Source organism: Pseudomonas fluorescens Q2-87, from assembly GCF_000281895.1.
GTDB classification, from domain to species: domain Bacteria; phylum Pseudomonadota; class Gammaproteobacteria; order Pseudomonadales; family Pseudomonadaceae; genus Aquipseudomonas; species Aquipseudomonas fluorescens_S.
Map to the genome: position 1 here is coordinate 5,835,742 of NZ_CM001558.1, position 18,937 is coordinate 5,854,678.

At 62.0% G+C, this 18,937-nt stretch carries 12 protein-coding genes and 1 pseudogene; all 13 read right to left on the reverse strand.

The features are described from left to right. Window positions 1-2: 2 nt before the first annotated feature. The gene (gene gspG, locus PFLQ2_RS02130) at window positions 3-458 is read right to left on the reverse strand and encodes a type II secretion system major pseudopilin GspG (RefSeq protein ID WP_003186595.1); all 456 of its coding nucleotides are present in this window, start codon (window positions 456-458) and stop codon (window positions 3-5) included. Between the two features lie 3 nt (window positions 459-461). Continuing rightward, a complete protein-coding gene (gspF, locus tag PFLQ2_RS02125; RefSeq protein ID WP_003186596.1) occupies window positions 462-1,670 on the reverse strand; it encodes a type II secretion system inner membrane protein GspF in 1,209 nt (402 codons plus the stop codon). A 4-nt stretch (window positions 1,671-1,674) separates the two neighbouring features. Beyond that, window positions 1,675-3,138: a type II secretion system ATPase GspE gene (gene gspE / locus PFLQ2_RS02120; protein WP_003186597.1), complete on the reverse strand. Its 1,464-nt coding sequence runs from the start codon at window positions 3,136-3,138 to the stop codon at window positions 1,675-1,677. Then, entirely contained in the window at window positions 3,135-5,048 is a 1,914-nt protein-coding gene (gene gspD, locus PFLQ2_RS02115) for a type II secretion system secretin GspD (RefSeq protein ID WP_003186598.1), read from the reverse strand. Before gspD ends, gspE begins: the two co-directional genes overlap by 4 nt. Beyond that, window positions 5,045-5,554 carry a type II secretion system protein N gene (locus tag PFLQ2_RS02110; RefSeq protein WP_343228927.1) on the reverse strand — a complete coding sequence of 170 codons (510 nt, stop codon included), beginning with the start codon at window positions 5,552-5,554 and terminating at the stop codon, window positions 5,045-5,047. Before PFLQ2_RS02110 ends, gspD begins: the two co-directional genes overlap by 4 nt. Before the next feature lie 26 nt (window positions 5,555-5,580). Continuing rightward, window positions 5,581-6,126, reverse strand: a complete 546-nt coding sequence (locus PFLQ2_RS02105; RefSeq protein WP_003186600.1) for a cytochrome b — start codon at window positions 6,124-6,126, stop codon at window positions 5,581-5,583. A gap of 65 nt (window positions 6,127-6,191) precedes the next feature. Beyond that, the gene (gbpA, locus tag PFLQ2_RS02100; protein ID WP_003186601.1) at window positions 6,192-7,658 is read right to left on the reverse strand and encodes an N-acetylglucosamine-binding protein GbpA; all 1,467 of its coding nucleotides are present in this window, start codon (window positions 7,656-7,658) and stop codon (window positions 6,192-6,194) included. A 427-nt stretch (window positions 7,659-8,085) separates the two neighbouring features. Continuing rightward, window positions 8,086-9,068 (reverse strand): annotated as a pseudogene (gene hemE / locus PFLQ2_RS28255) (uroporphyrinogen decarboxylase); the annotation flags it as partial. 252 nt (window positions 9,069-9,320) lie between these two features. Beyond that, complete coding sequence (locus tag PFLQ2_RS02095) at window positions 9,321-10,739, reverse strand: FAD-dependent oxidoreductase (protein WP_003186604.1); 1,419 nt, start codon at window positions 10,737-10,739, stop codon at window positions 9,321-9,323. Window positions 10,740-10,772: 33 nt separating this feature from the next. Continuing rightward, complete coding sequence (gene gltB / locus PFLQ2_RS02090) at window positions 10,773-15,221, reverse strand: glutamate synthase large subunit (RefSeq protein WP_003186606.1); 4,449 nt, start codon at window positions 15,219-15,221, stop codon at window positions 10,773-10,775. 350 nt (window positions 15,222-15,571) lie between these two features. Continuing rightward, window positions 15,572-17,155 (reverse strand): AAA family ATPase, encoded by a 1,584-nt coding sequence (locus tag PFLQ2_RS02085; RefSeq protein WP_003186608.1) that lies wholly within the window; start codon window positions 17,153-17,155, stop codon window positions 15,572-15,574. 10 nt (window positions 17,156-17,165) lie between these two features. Continuing rightward, window positions 17,166-18,266 carry a 3-dehydroquinate synthase gene (aroB, locus tag PFLQ2_RS02080; protein WP_003186610.1) on the reverse strand — a complete coding sequence of 367 codons (1,101 nt, stop codon included), beginning with the start codon at window positions 18,264-18,266 and terminating at the stop codon, window positions 17,166-17,168. Window positions 18,267-18,414: 148 nt separating this feature from the next. Then, window positions 18,415-18,933: a shikimate kinase AroK gene (gene aroK, locus PFLQ2_RS02075; RefSeq protein WP_003186612.1), complete on the reverse strand. Its 519-nt coding sequence runs from the start codon at window positions 18,931-18,933 to the stop codon at window positions 18,415-18,417. Between the last annotated feature and the right edge of the window lie 4 nt (window positions 18,934-18,937).

Genomic DNA, 18,937 nt, shown 5'->3' on the forward strand with positions numbered 1-18,937 from the left:
CTTCACTCGGCCCAATTGCCGATGTCGGCTGCCATTCCATCCCCACCCGGCAAGCCGTCGGCGCCCAGCGAGTACAGGTCATAGCTGCCATCGGCAGATTTGTGGCCAGGATTGAGATACTGGTAAGGCGTGCCCCAGGGGTCGATCGGCAGGCTTTTCAAATAGCCATGGGGGTTCCAGTTTCTTGCCGCGGGCGTGCCGGACGGGCGTTTGCTCAGCGCCTCCAGGCCTTGCTGGGTCGAGGGATATTGGAAATTGTCGAGGCGATACATTTCCAGCGCCGTGGCAATCGCCTGGATATCGGTCCGCGCCGCCGTGGCCTTGGCTTGGTCGGGCCGGCTCATGAACTGCGGCACGACAATGGCGCCCAGCACGCCGATGATGACCACCACCACCATGATTTCGATCAGGGTAAAGCCGCGTTGGCGACGTGCAGGTCGGTTGTTTTGAAGTTTCATGGGTCAGTTCACCAATTGGTTGAGGCTCAAGATAGGCAGCAGGATGGCCATGACGATCAGCAGCACCACGCCACCCATCAGGACCAACATGGCTGGTTCGAAAAGGCTCACCACCAGCGCAATGCGCGCCGCGAGGCTGGCCTCCTGTTGTTCGGCAGCCTTGGCCAACATGCGGTCGAGTTCGCCGGCCCGTTCGCCGCTGGCGATCATGTGCAGCATCAGCGGCGGGATATCGCCGCCCAGCTCCAGGCCACGGGTCAGGGTCCCGCCTTCACGGACCGAACGGGCGACGTCGGCCATGCGGGCGCGAATGGTCAGGTTGCCGATCACCTGCGCGGCGATGTGCAAGGCTTCCACCAGCGGCACGGCGCTTTTGCTCAGGATCGCCAGAGTGCTGGCGAACCGGGCCGCTTCCATCGCCCGCAGTACGTCGCCCAACAAGGGCAGCCTGAGCAGCAGGCGATGCCAGCGCAGGCGCCACACCGTCTGGCGCAGGCTCCAGCGCCATAGCCCAATCAGCCCAGCCAGCGCCCCGAGCAACAACAGTCCATAGCGGCGCAGCCCATCGCTCACGGCGATCAATGCCTGGGTCAGCCAGGGCAAGGGCTGGCCGCTGTCGATGAAAATCTTCACCACATCCGGCACCACGTAACCCAGCAGGAACGCGACGATCGAGACGCAGGCCAGCATCAGGATCAGCGGATACACCAGGGCCAATTGGATGCGCTGGCGCGATGCCTGGCGTGCCTGGGTGTAGGTCGCCAGCTGTTCCAGCACCTGGCCCAAGTGTCCGGATTGTTCGCCCGCCGCAACCGTGGCGCAGAACAGCTCGGGGAACGCCTGGGGAAATGTCCTCAGTGCCGTCGCCAACGCATGGCCTTCCATCACACGGCTGCGCACCGCCGACAAGAGATGGGCAATACGACGTTTCTGGCTCTGCTGGGCCACGGCCCCAAGTGATTCTTCAAGGGGCAGGCCGGCCTGGATCAAGGTGGAAAGTTGCAACGTGAGCAACGCCAGGTCCGCCGCATTCAGGCGTCCTCCGGCATGACCGGCCCCCAAGGCCCGTTGTGGCCCGCCTTCGTGCAGTTCCCACGGCAGCAGGCCACGCTCGCGCAACAGTTGCCGGGCATGGCGAGGGCTGTCGGCGTCCAGCCGCCCCTTGCAGCGCCGGCCTTGGGCGTCTTCGGCCCGATAGTCGAAGGTCGGCATGGCGCTAATCCTCCTGGGTGATGCGCAGCAGTTCATCGACACTGGTCAGGCCTTCCAGCACCCGTTGCCGTCCGTCCTGGAACAGGCTGCGGGAGCTCTTGCGCGCCTCAAGGGCCAGCGCCTGCTCAGTGGCGCCTTGATGGATCAATTGCGACAGGGCAGCGCTCACAGTCACCAGCTCATAGATGCCAAAGCGTCCCCGATAACCTTTCTGGCATTGCTCGCAGCCCCGGGCCTTGAACAACCGTGGCGCGGCATTGGTTTCAAGCCCCAGGCGCCGACACGTGGCGGCATCAGCCACATAGGGCGTCTTGCAAAACGGGCACAGGGTGCGCAGCAATCGCTGGGCGACGATGCCGGCCAGGGAAGACGCCAACAGATAGGCATCCACGCCCATGTCCACCAGCCGCGTCACCGCGCCAACAGCGGTGTTGGTGTGCAGGGTCGAGAGCACCAAGTGACCGGTCAGGGAAGCTTGGACGGCGATTTCGGCGGTCTCGCGGTCGCGTATTTCGCCGACCATCACCACGTCCGGGTCCTGGCGCAGAATTGCCCGCAGGCCACGGGCGAACGTCATGTCGACTTTGGGATTGACCGGCATCTGGCCGATGCCCGGCAGGTGATATTCGATCGGGTCCTCGACCGTGAGGATGTTGCGGGTCTGATCGTTGATGCTGCTCAGCGCCGCGTACAGGCTGGTGGTTTTTCCCGAGCCCGTGGGGCCGGTGACCAGCACGATGCCGTGGGGTTTGCCGAGCAACTGGCGCAGGCTCGCCAGGGTGTCGTCGGGCAGGCCCAGGCGCTGTAGATCGAGGCGACCGGCCTGCTTGTCGAGCAGGCGCAACACCACGCGCTCGCCATGGGCCGAAGGCAGGGTGGAGACACGCACATCGACTTCATGGCCGGCCAACCGCAACGCCATTCGCCCGTCCTGGGGCACGCGTTTCTCGGCGATATCCAGGCGTGCCATGACCTTGATCCGCGACACCAACAGGTTCGCCAACTCCCGCCGAGGGCGGAGCATTTCCTGAAGCTGGCCGTCGATGCGCATGCGCACCGAGAGGTATTGCTCGAACGTTTCCAGGTGCACGTCCGAAGCGTGTTCGCGCACCGCTTCGCTGAGCAGGGCATTGATCAGGCGGATGATCGGCGCATCGCCCTGTTGTTCCAACAGGTCGGTTGTCTGCGGTATCTGGTCGGCCAGGCTGAGCAGGTCCAGTTCCTCGTCCAGGCCTTGGGCAACCTGCTCGGCGGCGCTCTGGCCCTGGCGGTAGACGCTGGCCAGGCGCGCGGCGAACTGCGCCGGCTCCAGGACCTGGATGGGCAAATCCCGACCACACAGGCGCGTGACTTCCGCGACGGCGCTCAAGGGCGTGTCGCGGCGCATGACCAGGCTCAAGGTTGGCCCCTGGCCTTCCAGCAACACCCCCTGGCGCCTGGCAAAACCAAAGGGCAACGACTCACTCACAAGTCACCCGAGTGCTGGGGACGCGAATCGGCCGCCGGGGTGGACGGCTCGAACAGCTGGCGGGCGTCCCGGGGCAGCAGCAGCGAATTGTTCTTGCGCGAGCCCGGCTTGCTCAATTCCCGCAGCGCGTCGTAGCGCTGCTGGCTCACTTCGGCCAGGTCCGCGTGGCTGCGCACGATGGTCGGGCGCAGGAATACCATCAGGTTGCTTTTGGTCTGGGTGTCGCGGTTCCAGCGAAACAGCGCGCCCAGGTAAGGGATACTGCGCAGCAGCGGCACACCGCTTTGCTGGGTTCGGACACTGTCGCGGATCAGGCCGCCGATCACGATGATCTCGCCATCGTCCGCCAGGATCGTGCTCTTCAAGGCGCGCTTGTTGGTGATCAAGTCCGAAGAGGCCACGCCGGAAACCGACGGCGCGATGTCCGAGACTTCCTGCTGGACTTCAAGACGCAAGGTGGAACCTTCGTTGATATACGGCTTGACCTTGAGGCTGATGCCGACGTCCTTGCGCTCCACGGTGGTGAAGGGGTTGTCCGCACCATTGCCGCTGGTGGCGTAGGAGCCGGTCTTGAACGGGACGTTCTGGCCGACGATGATTTCCGCTTCTTGGTTATCCAGGGTCAGCAAGCTGGGGGTCGACAACAGATTGCTGTGGGTATCGCTCGCCAGCGCCGTCACCAGCGCGCTGAAGCGGTCTGTGCCGAGCCGCAGCAGCGCGCCTTCCGTGGTTTTATCCAGTTCCTTGAGCCCGCCGATGATGGGGATGTCGGTTCCGGGGAAATTGACGAACCCGGTCGCGCTGCCGCTGTTGAGCCCCCACTGCACGCCCAGCGCCTCGGCGATATCACCGGAGACCTCGACGATTGCCGCATGGATGAGCACCTGCGCCCGAGGCTGGTCCAGCTCACGGACGATGTTTTCGATGGTGCGGATCTGGGCCGGTTCGGCGATCAACACAAGGGCATTCTGGCTTTCGTCAGCCTTGATCATGAATGGGCTCGACGGATTCTTTTCCCGTTGGCCAGCCAGTGTCGGTGCGGTTTTTCTATCCTGTCCGATGGTTTCCAGCACCTCGGCCAATTGCTTGGCATCGCTGTGGCGCAGGCGAATGACCCGCGCGTTGTCCTGGGAGGCGACCGCCGGGACGTCCAAGGTCCGGGCGAGGTCGACCAGGCGCTGGCGCACCGCCGGGGCGCCGATGATCACCAGGCGGTTGCTGCGTACGTCGGCAATCACCAGGCCTGCGGTGTCGCCCTCGCGCTTGCCACCCGAGGCCTCCATGAGCGGTCCGATGTCCGCGGCCTGGGCGTGCTGCAAGCGCACCACCACATGGTTGCGGTTGCGGCCAGCGTCCAACTGCTGCACCACTGCGGCGATGCGCTGGACGTTGGCGGCCGTGTCGGTGACCACCAAGGCGTTGGACGAAACCGAGGGACCGACGTAGCCATTGGCCGATACCAACGGCCGCACCAGCCCGGCGATGTCGGCGGCAATGCTCGATTGCAGGTCGAGGACTCGGGTGACGAACTGCGACGGCGTGGCACTTTTGGCATCGTTACCGGCGCGCGTCTTGGCATCGCTGACGGGAGTGATCAGGATCCGCTCGCCTTCATCGATCACGGTGAAGTTGTGGGCATCGAGCACCGAGTAGAACAACCGGCGCACGCCCTCGCGATCCAGTGCCTCGCGGGACATGACGGTAATGCGCCCTGACACCCGAGGATCGAGCACCACGGTCTTGCCCAGGATCGCCGAGAACTCCTCGACCACGTCGCGCAATTCCGCGTTGTTCATCGCCAGTTGCCATTGGGCTTGCTCAGCCCGCAGCGCACCCGGGAATATCAATGGACAAGCCACGGCAAGGCAGCACAGGACACGCGATAAGCGGCCCCGGATAAAACTGTTCATTTATTCGATCGCTCTGATTGCCCGGCCACCGGGCGTAGGTATTGCGGGGAAGCAAGCATTGCCGGGCGTCCCTCTTCGGTGCCCAAGCGGCGCAGCATGGCTTGGGCCTCTGGCTTCAAGGGCAAGCGCTCTTCGCGCCCGTTGCGCCACAACGTCACATGACTGGCCTCGACCCGCCGCAGCACGCTGCCACCGGGCAAACGTTCGCCTACCTGATACATGCGCGAGCCCGTGGCATCCGCCAGCAGCGCCCGCGACAAGCCTTCGCCGACGACAAAACTGGCCTGCAAGGTGATCGGCTCGGCGCTGGGCGCGCGGGCACTTTCAGGGACCAGACCGAGCACCGTCGCCACCGCTTGCACGTTCGGCAGCTCGCGAACCGCAACGGTCGGTGCGTCGGCAATCACCGGCATATCACGGGCCAATGCCTGGCGATATCGCCACTCCTGCTCGGCCAGGAATCCCCCATACAACAGCGGGGCGAGCACCAGTAGTGCCGTTGACAAACGGCTGCCGGCCTTGAAAGAACACTTCACTTTTGCGCTCGCCCGGTGGTCGCGCCCGCGGGCTTGGCGAAGGTCATTCGCCGCACCACCCTACGCCCGGAATACTCATGCCAGGCCACCGCGCAGAGGTGCAGCGCGACGAGTATCGACAGCACCACGCAAGACAGGACGTGGGCCGTGTTGGCCAATTCGATCAACGACGGGTCGCCGAGCGGCTGGGGTATTCGAACAAGGCCAAAAATACTGATGGGGCTTTTCATCATCAGCACGCCGGTCACCAGCACGACGCCAATGGTCAGGTAGATCAGCGCGTGTACCGCCAAGGCCAGCCTTTGAACCGATGAAAGCACACTGACACAGGGTCTTGGAGCGCGGACAAACAGCCACGCTCGCCACGCAAACAACGGAATGAACAACGTTGTCAGCGACACATTCAGCGACCCGACCCAATGTTCGGTCGCAGCCGACACCGGCAGGTAAGCCACGTAAAAACCGGACACCAGCGCCCATAAAATAATGACGGCCGACAGCCAATGCAGCAGCACCCGTCGCCTGGAATAATTGGAATGCATCAGCGCGCTCACCTAAAGGCTCCAGGCAACCCATGCGGACTGCCTGGAGCCGTGCCTGTCAGGACTTACAGCTTGTCCCAGGCGCTTTGCCAGGAGGCGCCGACACCTGGTTCAAAACCGTTCGACGTTGGGCTGTACTGCTTGCAATAGCCGGACGCGGGGAACGGCTTGCACTCGAAGACTTCGTCAGTCTTGGGTTGCAGCACTTTGGTACCGACGGTGTAGTCAGAGATGCCCTCAGGGAAAACGAAGTCGTACTCGATGCCTGCGCCCTCGCCGGTCAGGGTCACCGACTGAGTGTCCTGGCGAGTGGTACGTCCGTCTTCAGTCGTTCCTACCAACGTCAGGGTGTGAGCGCCCGGGGCGCTGCGCACGTCCAGGTTCAGGCCTGTGCTGCCGTCATTCGCCGTCTGGCTCACGACACCCACCTGCTTGTTCTTCTCATCGAACAACGTGGCTTCGAGGTTCATCTTGCGGTTGGTCTGCGCCGTGAACGTCATGCTGACCCGACCTTTGTCGAGCACGTACTCTGGCTGCAGCGAGGAGATCTTCATGCTGGCGGCGGCGTCTTCACGCATGTCCAACTGCACTTCATAGCGGGTCACGCCGCTTTCTTTCTGAGCGTACAGCTTGTTGGTGCCCTTGATCGGCGTGATATTGCCGTCGTCGTCACGGATACCGGCACGAATCAGAGGATGGGCTTTGTTGATGGCGTCGGCCAGTTTGAACGACCAGTTTTCAGACTTGCCTTCTTCAGCGTTGTCGATGCTGATTTGCACGCTGTATTCGGTGTTCTCGCCAGAGGCGGAGAATGCCCGCGCCTTGACCTTGTCGCCCACCAGCAACTGGGTCGACGGAGCGATGCTGCCTACCGGCGACCAGCCACCCGGCAACGCGGCTTCAGCGAGGATGTTCACATCCGCAGGGTTATAAAATGCGGCGTCGGTGTCGCCAACGGTCCAGACCGCCAGGATGACGTGGTGGCCCGTCTTGCCGTCGGGAATCACGCAACTGTGCTTGGCACCACTTACTGGATTTTGATGACCGCCATCGATCGTACAGAACGGTGCGCTATCGAACGATGCACGCTTGAGCGGCACGTTCGGATTCCACCCGTCGCGGGTAATGAAATATTCGTGTTTGGTCGCCGGATGCGGGGCGATGTATCGCCATTGAAAGTCGATGTTGCGATCTCGGATATCGGTCAGTTGCCAGCGAGTTGCCGACTGCGCATCCAGGGCGGAAAACAACGAGTTACCGCCACTGGCGATTTTACCGTCGATTGGCCCTTGCAGCGGGGCGCCGCCTGCTCCATTCGGGAAGCCCTTGAACGTTTCTCCAGTGCTATGAGGCTCGTACTGCGCGCCACCACAATTCTTGTTTTCACCTTTCTGGCACAAAAATGCGCGCGAAGGCGGTACTTCAAGGTACCCGTGGGCGAACACGCCTTGCGACGTCAGCAGGGCCGACAACAAAACCAATGACGATGCGCCCCCCGTTAAAACAGCACTCTTGTTGAAGTTGTTTTTCATATAAGTTCCAGACTATTCATCGAGTTTGAACGACGTATTACCGTCAACTTGCGAGGGCGCACTGGACCGTTCAGCACCACACCTCACAAGCGCCGAACCTTATAGAAAGTCGAACTTTCTCTATGTAGGATAAATCTCTCAAACCAGAAGGAATGATCTCTGAATCTATTTCTCTTACATAAAAAGAGAAACTTCTTATCAAGAGAAATATTTGTTAAACGCAACAAACAGCTACGCCCGATCAAATAGCGGACGGCGCTCATGTTGAATGGCTCGACGACAAGGCAGGCAATAAAAAGCCTGTCGGGCACTGGGCCGGACAGGCTGGGGCAATCAGGTTGAATCAGACGTGGTATTGCGCCGACAGCTCATGCACCGCCCGCAGGAAAGCACCGGCGTGTTCCGGGTCGACTTCCGGGGTGATGCCATGGCCGAGGTTGAACACATGGCCGCTGCCGCTGCCGTAGCTGGAGAGAATACGTCCGACTTCAGCCCGGATGGCGTCAGGCTTGGCGTACAACACAGTCGGATCCATGTTGCCCTGCAGGGCGACTTTATGGCCGACCCGTTCGCGGGCATTGCCGATGTCGCAAGTCCAGTCCAGGCCCAGGGCATCGGCGCCAACGTCGGCGATGCTTTCCAGCCACAGCCCGCCGTTTTTGGTGAACAGGATCACTGGGACTTTGCGACCTTCGTGCTCGCGGATCAGGCCGCTGACGATCTTGCGCATGTAGGCCAGGGAAATTCCTGGTAAGCCGCCGCCGACAGGTTGCCGCCCCAGGTATCGAAGATCTGCACCGCCTGCGCACCAGCGAGGATCTGGCCGTTGAGGTAGGACGTGACCGACTGGGCCAGCTTGTCCAACAGCAGGTGCATCGCTTGCGGGTTGTCGTAGAGCATCGCCTTGGTCTTGCGGAAGTCCTTCGACGAGCCGCCTTCGACCATATAGGTGGCCAGGGTCCAGGGGCTGCCGGAAAAACCGATCAGCGGCACGCGGCCGTTGAGTTCGCGGCGAATGGTGCTGACCGCATCCATGACGTAGCCCAGGTCTTTTTGCGGATCAGGAATCGGCAGGGCTTCGATGTCAGCCAGGGTGCTGACGACTTTCTTGAAGCGCGGGCCTTCGCCGGTTTCGAAATACAGGCCTTGGCCCATGGCGTCGGGGATGGTGAGGATGTCGGAAAACAGGATCGCCGCGTCCAGCTGCGGATAACGATCCAGCGGCTGCATCGTGACTTCGCAGGCGAACTGCGGGTTCATGCACAGGCTCATGAAGTCGCCGGCCTTGGCGCGACTGGCGCGGTACTCCGGCAGGTAGCGACCGGCCTGGCGCATCATCCAAACAGGGGTGACGTCCACAGGTTGCTTGAGCAGGGCGCGAAGGAAACGGTCGTTCTTCAGGGCAGTCATGTCGGCATCCGCAAAAAAAGTGCGGGCATTTTCTCAGAGCGCGACGCAAAAGGCACGGCAAGAGCCGTGCCTTTTATCTATCGGGGCAATTTGTCGCGGTGGTACGCAATATTCGCAACACAACAAAATACCTGTGGGAGCGGGCTTGCTCGCGAAAGCGGTGTGTCAGACAACATAAATATTGACTGAAAATCCGTATTCGCGAGCAAGCCCGCTCCCACACTTTTAGTGCATTTCAATCCAGGGACGAAGTCAGACCCGCAGGTAATCCAGGATCCCTTCCGCCGCATTACGGCCTTCGAAGATCGCCGTCACCACCAGGTCGGAACCCCGGACCATGTCGCCACCGGCGAAGATCTTCGGGTTGCTGGTCTGGTGCTTGTACTGGCCTTGCTCCGGGGCCACGACGCGGCCCTGGCTGTCGGTCTGGATGCTGAACTGCTCGAACCACGGCGCCGGGCTTGGGCGGAAACCGAAGGCGATGACCACGGCGTCGGCCGGGATGATCTCTTCGGAACCGGGGATCGGCTCGGGGCTGCGACGGCCACGGGCGTCCGGTTCGCCGAGACGGGTCTCGACCACCTTCACGCCTTCGACCTTGTCTTCACCGACAATGGCGATCGGCTGGCGGTTGTAGAGGAATTTCACGCCTTCTTCCTTGGCGTTCTTCACCTCTTTGCGCGAGCCGGGCATGTTGGCTTCGTCACGACGGTAGGCGCAGGTCACCGACTTGGCCCCCTGGCGGATCGATGTGCGGTTGCAATCCATTGCCGTGTCGCCGCCGCCGAGCACCACGACCTTCTTGCCTTTCATGTCGACGAAATCTTCCGGCGACTTTTCAAAGCCCAGGTTGCGGTTGACGTTGGCAATAAGGAAATCCAATGCGTCATAGACGCCCGGCAGGTCCTCGCCGGCAAAGCCGCCCTTCATGTAGGTGTAGGTGCCCATGCCCATGAATACCGCATCGTATTCTTCGAGCAGTTGCTCCATGGTCACGTCCTTGCCCACCTCGGTGTTCAGGCGAAACTCGATGCCCATGCCGGTGAAGACTTCGCGGCGATTGCTCAGCACGGTCTTTTCCAGCTTGAACTCGGGGATGCCGAAGGTCAGCAGGCCGCCGATTTCCGGGTTCTTGTCGAACACCACCGGGGTCACGCCGCCACGCACCAGCACGTCGGCACAGCCCAGGCCCGCCGGGCCTGCGCCGATGATCGCCACGCGCTTGCCGGTCGGCTTGACCTTGGACATGTCCGGGCGCCAGCCCATGGCGAACGCGGTGTCGGTGATGTACTTCTCCACCGAACCGATGGTCACCGCGCCAAAACCGTCGTTAAGGGTGCAAGCACCTTCACACAGGCGATCCTGGGGACACACCCGGCCGCAAACTTCCGGCAGGGTGTTGGTCTGGTGGGACAGCTCGGCGGCCTGGAGGATGTTGCCCTCGGCCACCAGCTTCAGCCAGTTGGGAATGAAGTTGTGCACCGGGCACTTCCATTCGCAATACGGGTTACCGCAACCCAGGCAGCGGTGGGCCTGGTCGGCCGACTGCTGGGGTTTGAAAGGCTCGTAGATTTCCACGAACTCTTTCTTGCGTTGACGCAACAGTTTCTTCTTCGGATCCTTGCGCCCGACATCGATGAACTGGAAGTCGTTATTCAGACGTTCAGCCATTGTTAAAACCTCATCAAACTCTTCAGGCGCATATCACTGCGGGTTGGCACGAGTGCTGGAAAGCAACGACTTCAGGTTGGCAGCCTTGGGCTTGACCAGCCAGAAACGACGCAGGTAGTCATCGAGGTTTTCGGCGAGTTCACGACCCCACTCGCTGTCGGTTTCCGCGACGTACTCGTTCAGCACGTTTTGCAGGTGGCTGCGATAGGCTTCCATCGCCTCGCCGCTGATCCGCTGGATTTCCACCAGTTCGTGGTTGACCCGGTCAACGAAGGTGTTGTCCTGGTCGAGCACGTAGGCAAAACCGCCGGTCATGCCAGAGCCGAAGTTGTAACCGGTCTTGCCCAGGACGCAGACGAAACCACCGGTCATGTACTCGCAGCAGTGATCACCCGTGCCTTCCACCACCGTGTGGGCCCCGGAGTTACGCACGGCAAAACGCTCGCCTGCGGTGCCGGCGGCGAACAGCTTGCCGCCCGTGGCGCCGTAAAGGCAGGTGTTGCCGATGATGGCACTGTCCTGGGTCTTGTAGACGCTGCCCTTGGGCGGAACGATGACCAGCTTGCCGCCGGTCATGCCCTTGCCCACGTAGTCGTTGGCATCGCCTTCCAGATACATGTTCAGGCCGCCAGCGTTCCAGACGCCGAAGCTCTGGCCTGCGGTGCCCTTGAACCGGAAGGTGACCGGCGCCTTGGCCATGCCCTGGTTGCCGTGCTTGCGGGCGATTTCGCCGGAGATCCGCGCGCCGATGGAACGATCGCAGTTGCAGATATCCAGGGCGAATTCGGCGCCGCTCAGGTCGTTGATCGCCGAAGCGGCCATGTCGACCATCTTCTCGGCCAACTCGCCCTTGTCAAATGGCGGGTTGCGGTCGACCTGGCAGAACTGTGGCTTGTCCGCCGGGATCAGATCGCTGCCCAGCAACGGAGTCAGATCCAAGTGATGCTGCTTGGCGGTCTGGCCTTCGAGCACCTCCAGCAGATCGGTACGACCGATCAGCTCTTCGAGGGAGCGCACGCCCAGCTTCGCCAGCCATTCACGGGTCTCTTCGGCCACGTAGGTGAAGAAATTCACCACCATGTCGACAGTACCGATGTAATGGTCCTTGCGCAGCTTGTCGTTCTGGGTGGCCACGCCGGTGGCGCAGTTGTTCAGGTGGCAGATGCGCAGGTATTTGCAGCCCAGGGCGATCATGGGTGCGGTGCCGAAGCCGAAACTCTCGGCGCCGAGAATGGCCGCCTTGATCACGTCCAGGCCGGTTTTCAGGCCGCCGTCGGTCTGCACCCGGACCTTGCCGCGCAAGTCGTTGCCGCGCAGCGTCTGGTGGGTTTCGGCCAGGCCGAGTTCCCACGGCGCGCCCGCGTATTTGATCGAGGTCAGCGGCGATGCACCGGTACCGCCGTCATAACCGGAGATGGTGATCAGGTCGGCATAGGCTTTCGCCACACCAGCAGCGATGGTACCCACGCCGGCTTCCGCCACCAGTTTCACCGAGACCAGCGCCTTCGGGTTGACCTGCTTGAGGTCGAAGATCAACTGCGACAAGTCTTCGATCGAGTAGATATCGTGGTGCGGCGGTGGCGAGATCAGGGTCACGCCCGGTACCGCATAGCGCAGCTTGGCAATCAGGCCGTTGACCTTGCCGCCAGGCAGTTGACCACCCTCACCCGGCTTGGCGCCTTGGGCAACCTTGATCTGCAGCACTTCAGCGTTGACCAGGTACTCCGGCGTCACACCGAAGCGGCCGGTGGCGACCTGCTTGATTTTCGAACTCTTGATGGTGCCGTAGCGCGCCGGGTCTTCGCCGCCTTCGCCGGAGTTGGAACGCGCACCGAGGCGGTTCATGGCTTCAGCCAGGGCTTCGTGGGCTTCGGGGGACAAGGCTCCCAAGGAAATACCGGCCGAATCGAAGCGCTTGAGCACCGATTCCAGCGGTTCCACTTCGTTGATATCCAGCGGCGTGTCGAGGGTCTTGACCTTGAGCAGGTCACGGATCATCGACACCGGACGGTTATCCACCAGCGCGGTGTATTCCTTGAACTTGCTGTAGTCGCCCTGCTGCACGGCGGCTTGCAAGGTATTGACCACGTCCGGGTTGTAGGCGTGGTATTCGCCACCGTGGACGAACTTCAGCAGCCCACCCTGTTGGATCGGTTTGCGCGGGCTCCAGGCTTCGGCGGCCAGGGCTTTCTGTTCGGCTTCGATGTCAACGAAACGCGCACCCTTGATGCGGCTCGGCACGCCACGGAAGCTCAGCTCGCAGACTTCTTCGGACAGGCCAATGGCCTCGAACAATTGCGCACCGCGGTACGAGGCAATGGTCGAGATGCCCATCTTCGACAGGATCTTGAGCAGGCCCTTGGTGATGCCCTTGCGGTAGTTCTTGAACACCTCATAGAGGTCGCCCAGCACTTCACCGGTGCGGATCAGGTCGCCCAGCACTTCGTAGGCCAGGAACGGATACACCGCCGAGGCACCGAAACCGATCAGCACCGCAAAGTGATGCGGATCGCGGGCGGTGGCGGTCTCTACCAAAATGTTGGAGTCGCAGCGCAGGCCTTTTTCGGTCAGGCGATGGTGCACCGCGCCGGTGGCCAGCGAAGCGTGGATCGGCAGCTTGCCCGGCGCGATGTGACGGTCGCTCAGCACGATCTGGGTACGACCCGCGCGAGCGGCCTCTTCAGCCTGATCGGCGATGTTGCGGATCGCCGCTTCCAGGCCGACGCTTTCGTCGTAGTTCAGGTCGATGACCTGGCGCGCGAAGCCCGGGCGGTCGAGGTTGGTCAACGAGCGCCACTTGGCGGGCGAGATGACCGGCGAGCTGAGGATTACCCGCGAGGCGTGCTCCGGCGACTCCTGGAAAATGTTGCGCTCGGCACCCAGGCAGATTTCCAGGGACATCACGATCGCTTCACGCAGCGGGTCGATCGGTGGGTTGGTCACCTGGGCGAACTGCTGGCGGAAATAATCGTACGGCGTGCGCACACGCTGGGATAGCACGGCCATCGGCGTGTCATCGCCCATGGAGCCGACCGCTTCGTAGCCCTGCTCGCCCAACGGACGCAGCACCTGATCACGCTCTTCGAACGTCACCTGGTACATCTTCATGTACTGCTTGAGCTGGTCGACGTCGTAGAAAGCCGAGCCGTGGTCGTTGTCTTCCATGGTCGCCTGGATGCGCAGGGCATTCTTGCGCAGCCATTGCTTGTACGGATGACGGGACTTGAGACGGTTGTCGATGGCGTCGGTGTCGAGGATCTGGCCGGTTTCGGTGTCCACGGCAAAGATCTGGCCCGGGCCTACGCGGCCCTTGGCGATGACGTCTTCAGGCTGGTAGTTCCAGACGCCGATTTCCGACGCCAGGGTGATGAAGCCATTGGTGGTCGTGACCCAGCGCGCTGGACGCAGGCCGTTACGGTCCAGCAGGCACACGGCATAGCGACCGTCGGTCATGACGATACCGGCCGGGCCATCCCACGGTTCCATGTGCATGGAGTTGTATTCGTAGAAGGCCCGCAGGTCCGGGTCCATGGTCTCGACGTTCTGCCACGCCGGCGGTACCAGCATGCGCACGCCACGGAACAGGTCGATGCCGCCGGTCACCATCAGTTCGAGCATGTTGTCCATGCTCGAAGAGTCGGAACCCACGCGGTTGACCAGCGGGCCGAGGTCTTCGAGGTCCGGCATCAGGTCGTTGGCGAACTTGGTGCGACGAGCCACGGCCCAGTTGCGGTTGCCGGTGATGGTGTTGATCTCGCCGTTGTGGGCGAGGAAGCGGAATGGCTGGGCCAGCGGCCATTTCGGCAGGGTGTTGGTGGAGAAACGCTGGTGGAACACGCAGATCGCGGTTTTCAGGCGCTCGTCGCTCAGGTCTGGATAGAAGGCGGTGAGGTCCGCCGGCATCATCAGGCCTTTATAAATGATGGTCTTGTGGGAAAAGCTGCAGATGTAGTGATCGGTGTCGGCAGCGTTGGCCACCGACGAGCGACGACGGGAACTGAACAGCTTGATCGACATGTCCTGGTCGCTCAGGCCTTCGCCGGCGATGAACACCTGTTCGATCTGCGGCAGGCGCTCAAGCGCCAGGCGGCCGAGGACGCTGGTGTCGATCGGCACTTTGCGCCAGCCGACGAGTTGCAGGCCGGCAGCCAGGATCTCGCGGTTCATGTTTTCGCGAGCGGCCTGTGCCTTCACTGGGTCCTGGTTGAAGAACACCATGCCCACGGCGTACTGCTTGGGCAGGGTCACACCAAACGTTTCCTGGGCAACGGCACGCAGGAACTCGTCGGGTTTTTGAATCAGCAAGCCACAACCGTCACCGGTCTTGCCGTCGGCGTTGATCCCACCGCGGTGGGTCATGCAGGTCAAGGCCTCAATGGCCGTTTGCAAAAGGGTATGGCTGGGCTCGCCCTGCATATGAGCTATCAGGCCGAAACCGCAGTTATCCTTGAATTCATCTGGTTGGTACAGACCTGCTTTCATAGACACTTTCTCACCAGGCTGCCTCTCATCGAGGCAAATTTCTTTTCAATTCAACCAGTTGCATACCGCGCCGAACGTACGCCAGCTTTGCGGGGGCAAAAGGGAGGTCATTGTACACACCGACACAGGGGCTCACAAATTTGACGACGAACTGTCGCAAATCCATGTCGCATTTGTGAAAGGTTTAAAGCTATATGCTGTGCTAGTCAAAACTTTTTTGGGTTCGACCGCTACGACTCAAACGCTACTGTGACGCAGACACCACAAGGCGCGCGGCCTGAAAGGTCGCTCGCCCTTGTGGAAATTTTGAGGTTGCCGGGAGAGGCGGCCTGGGTAAGGCCGCCGAATCTTCAGCGAGTTGCTGCCAGTTCCTGTTGGACGCTGGCGACAGTGCGAGGCCAAGGTTTACCAGCCTGAACCTTCGCTGGCAAGGCCTTGATGGCGGAAACGGCTGCATCACGGTTGGCGAAGCTGCCGTAGGTGATGACATACAGCGGCTTGCCATTGAGCACTTTCTTGAAATAGCGGTACTCGCCGCCCTGTTCCTTGACGAAGTTTTGCGCCGTCGCTTCAGAGCTGGTGCCGAGGATCTGCACCACGTAGTTGCCTGGCGCCTGACCGGCGTACCAGTTGCCGCCAGCGGCCTTGGCCGGGGCAGCTGGCTTGGCCGCTGGCGCCGGTGCCGCCGGTTTGGCCGCAGGCGCCGGAACCGGTGCAGGCTTGGCGGTTGCCACTTGGGTAGGCGCCGGGGTCGGCTTGGCAGGCTGCGCCGGAGCGGGCGTCGGCGCTGGGCCGGCCGGCACGCCCACAGGCGGTGCCGTAGTGGTCACGGTTGGCGGGGTGTCGCTGCTGTCGTCAATTGGCGGGGCTGCGCCGTCGTCGCCTTCGGTGATGCCGCCGGCAGCTTCGGCCAGGGGACCACGCATTACCGGCTGCGACTGGCCGACCAGCGGTAGCGGCATCGGCTGGGTGTTACCGGCAAATTCCACTGCCGGCGCCCCACCGTTGGGTTTCGGCGTGCCCTGGCCGAGGGGCAGTTGTGCCTGTTCGTTGGCTGGCGTACCCGTGGTTGGCGCCTTGTTGCGACCCGGCATCAGCCAGGCGGCGGCGACCGCGACCACGACCACGGCGGAAATCGCCAATACGTGTTTCTTCGGCATATTGAACCCCATACTTGGACGCTTCACCGCAGAGCGGCTGGCAATCATGACTTCGATCAGAGCATCGCGGGCAACCTGGTTGATGTTCCCAGGCCAGCCGTCGGAGCTTTCGTGAATCTCAGAGATCTGATCGGCGGTGAAAAGTTCGATACCCCGGCCAGCACCTTCAAGACGCTGGGCAAGGTATTCGCGGGTCTCTTCCTCGGTGTAGGGCGCCAGCTCGATGACGTGGAAGCGCTCTTCTTCGAGGTTCAATTGATCCAGATCGGCGATCAACGACGACTCACCGAACAGGAACACATGCGGACGGCCTTCCGGCGCACCGGCCGCCAGGGCCAGCAGGGCTTCGAGGGCCGACTCGTCGAGTTGCTCGGCGTCGTCCACCAGCAGATAGACTTCCTGCCCGGTCAGCGCCAGTTGCACGATCTGGTCGACAATCGCGCCGACCTCGGCTTGGCCGACATTCAGTGCCTGGGCCACCTGGCGCAACACTCCGACGGCATCGCCAGCACCGCGGGCAGACACCACCACGCTTTGCACTGACTGCTTGTTGGTGCTGGCCACCAGGGCCTGGCGCAGCAAGGTCTTGCCGCTGCCCTGGGGGCCGGTGACCACCAGGAGCAACTGGCTGTAGCGCGCCAGGTGATGCAACTGACCCAGCACCGGCTTGCGCTGGGCAGGGAAGAACTTGAAGCCCGGAACCCGAGGAGCGAAAGGGTCATGACTCAACTGAAAATGGCCGAGGAACGCCTCGTCGGCATGCAAACTAGTCATCGGAATCTTATTAACCTTTAAGCTGAGCCAGGGCGCGGTAGTCCGCTCCCAGCGTGGCCTGTAGAACCTCTTTCGGATAATCGTCGGTCACCACCGCTTCGCCCATGTGGCGCAGCAGCACCAGGCGCAGACGACCGTCGATCACTTTTTTGTCGATTGCCATGTGTTCAAGAAAATCCGCCTCGGTCATTTCCTCGGGCGGAACCACCGGCAGCCCGGCGCGTTGGAACAGGCGAATGCCGCGATCACGCTCCTGTTCGCTGATCCAGCCCAGGCGCGCGGACATTTCCAGGGCCATGACCGTACCGGCCGCAACCGCTTCACCATGCAGCCAGACACCATAGCCCATGTGGGTTTCGATGGCATGGCCAAAGGTGTGGCCCAGGTTGAGCGTGGCGCGCACCCCCGACTCACGCTCATCGGCGCCGACCACGGCAGCCTTGGCGGCGCAAGAGCGCTGGATCGCATAGGTCAGGGCCACTTGCTCCAGCGCCCGCAGGCGGTCGACGTTCTCTTCCAGCCAACCCAGGAACGGCTCGTCGCAGATCAGCCCGTACTTGATGACTTCCGCGAGTCCCGCAGACAGCTCCCGCGCCGGCAAGGTATTGAGGGTGGCGGTATCGATCAGCACCACGTTGGGCTGATAGAAAGCGCCAACCATGTTCTTGCCCAGCGGATGGTTGATGCCGGTCTTGCCGCCCACCGACGAATCGACCTGGGACAACAACGTAGTAGGGATCTGGATGAAATCGACGCCACGCTGATAACAGGCGGCGGCAAAGCCGGCCATGTCGCCGATCACCCCGCCGCCCAGGGCGACCACCGTAGTCCGGCGGTCATGGCGTGCAGTCAGCAGGCCATCGAAAATAAGTTGCAGGGTTTCCCAGTTCTTGAAGGCTTCGCCATCGGGCAACACCACGGAGATGACCGAGTAGGCCGACAGGCTGCGGGTCAGGCGTTCCAGATACAGAGGGGCGACGGTTTCGTTGGAGATGATCGCCACTTGCCGTCCGGCGATATGCGGCGCCAGCAGTTCGGGCTGGTCCAGCAAGCCTTCGCCAATGTGAATCGGGTAGCTACGCTCGCCCAGGTCGACCTTAAGTGTCTGCATGTGTCCCCACAGTGAAGATGGAATCAGGCGTCCTGCCTGCAATTAACGAAAGTCCACGGTGCTTGTTCTGACGCCAAGTGATAGCCAACCGCCACGCCCCAGGCGGACCAAAACGGGACGTCGAGGATAGCGCATTTCGCCAGGCGCATTAACGGGGCGGCAGTAGTTGAAGGCGATCGAGAATATCCAGCACGACCATTCGCGGCGGCCGCTCGTCGGTTTCCACCACCAGGTCGGCAATTTCCCGATACAGCGGATCGCGCAGTTCCAGCAGATCGCGCAGGGTCTTGGCCGGGTCGGCGGTGCGCAACAACGGCCGGTTGCGATCCCGCGCGGTGCGGCCAACCTGCTGCTCGACGGAGGCGTGCAAATAGACCACCCGACCGCCGGCGTGCAATGCCCGACGATTGGCTTCGCGCATGACCGCGCCGCCGCCGGTGGCCAGCACCACGCCATCGAACGCGCACAGCTCGGCGATCATCGCCTGCTCACGGTCACGAAAGCCTGGCTCGCCTTCCTTGTCGAAAATCCATGGGATATTGGCGCCCGTGCGCAATTCAATTTCCTTGTCGGAATCTTTGAATGGCAGGCGCAGCTCTTTGGCCAGCAAACGGCCGATGGTGCTTTTTCCAGCGCCCATCGGCCCTACAAGAATCAAATTTCGCACAGAA

What these genes read in the sequence shown, in the direction of transcription:
- gbpA (WP_003186601.1), bottom strand. Translation starts at nt 7,658, where the DNA reads ATGAAAAACAACTTCAACAAGAGTGCTGTTTTAACGGGGGGCGCATCG.
- gspG (WP_003186595.1), bottom strand. Translation starts at nt 458, where the DNA reads ATGAAACTTCAAAACAACCGACCTGCACGTCGCCAACGCGGCTTTACC.
- gspF (WP_003186596.1), bottom strand. Translation starts at nt 1,670, where the DNA reads ATGCCGACCTTCGACTATCGGGCCGAAGACGCCCAAGGCCGGCGCTGC.
- PFLQ2_RS02085 (WP_003186608.1), bottom strand. Translation starts at nt 17,155, where the DNA reads ATGACTAGTTTGCATGCCGACGAGGCGTTCCTCGGCCATTTTCAGTTG.
- aroB (WP_003186610.1), bottom strand. Translation starts at nt 18,266, where the DNA reads ATGCAGACACTTAAGGTCGACCTGGGCGAGCGTAGCTACCCGATTCAC.
- PFLQ2_RS02105 (WP_003186600.1), bottom strand. Translation starts at nt 6,126, where the DNA reads ATGCATTCCAATTATTCCAGGCGACGGGTGCTGCTGCATTGGCTGTCG.
- gspD (WP_003186598.1), bottom strand. Translation starts at nt 5,048, where the DNA reads ATGAACAGTTTTATCCGGGGCCGCTTATCGCGTGTCCTGTGCTGCCTT.
- gltB (WP_003186606.1), bottom strand. Translation starts at nt 15,221, where the DNA reads ATGAAAGCAGGTCTGTACCAACCAGATGAATTCAAGGATAACTGCGGT.
- PFLQ2_RS02095 (WP_003186604.1), bottom strand. Translation starts at nt 10,739, where the DNA reads ATGGCTGAACGTCTGAATAACGACTTCCAGTTCATCGATGTCGGGCGC.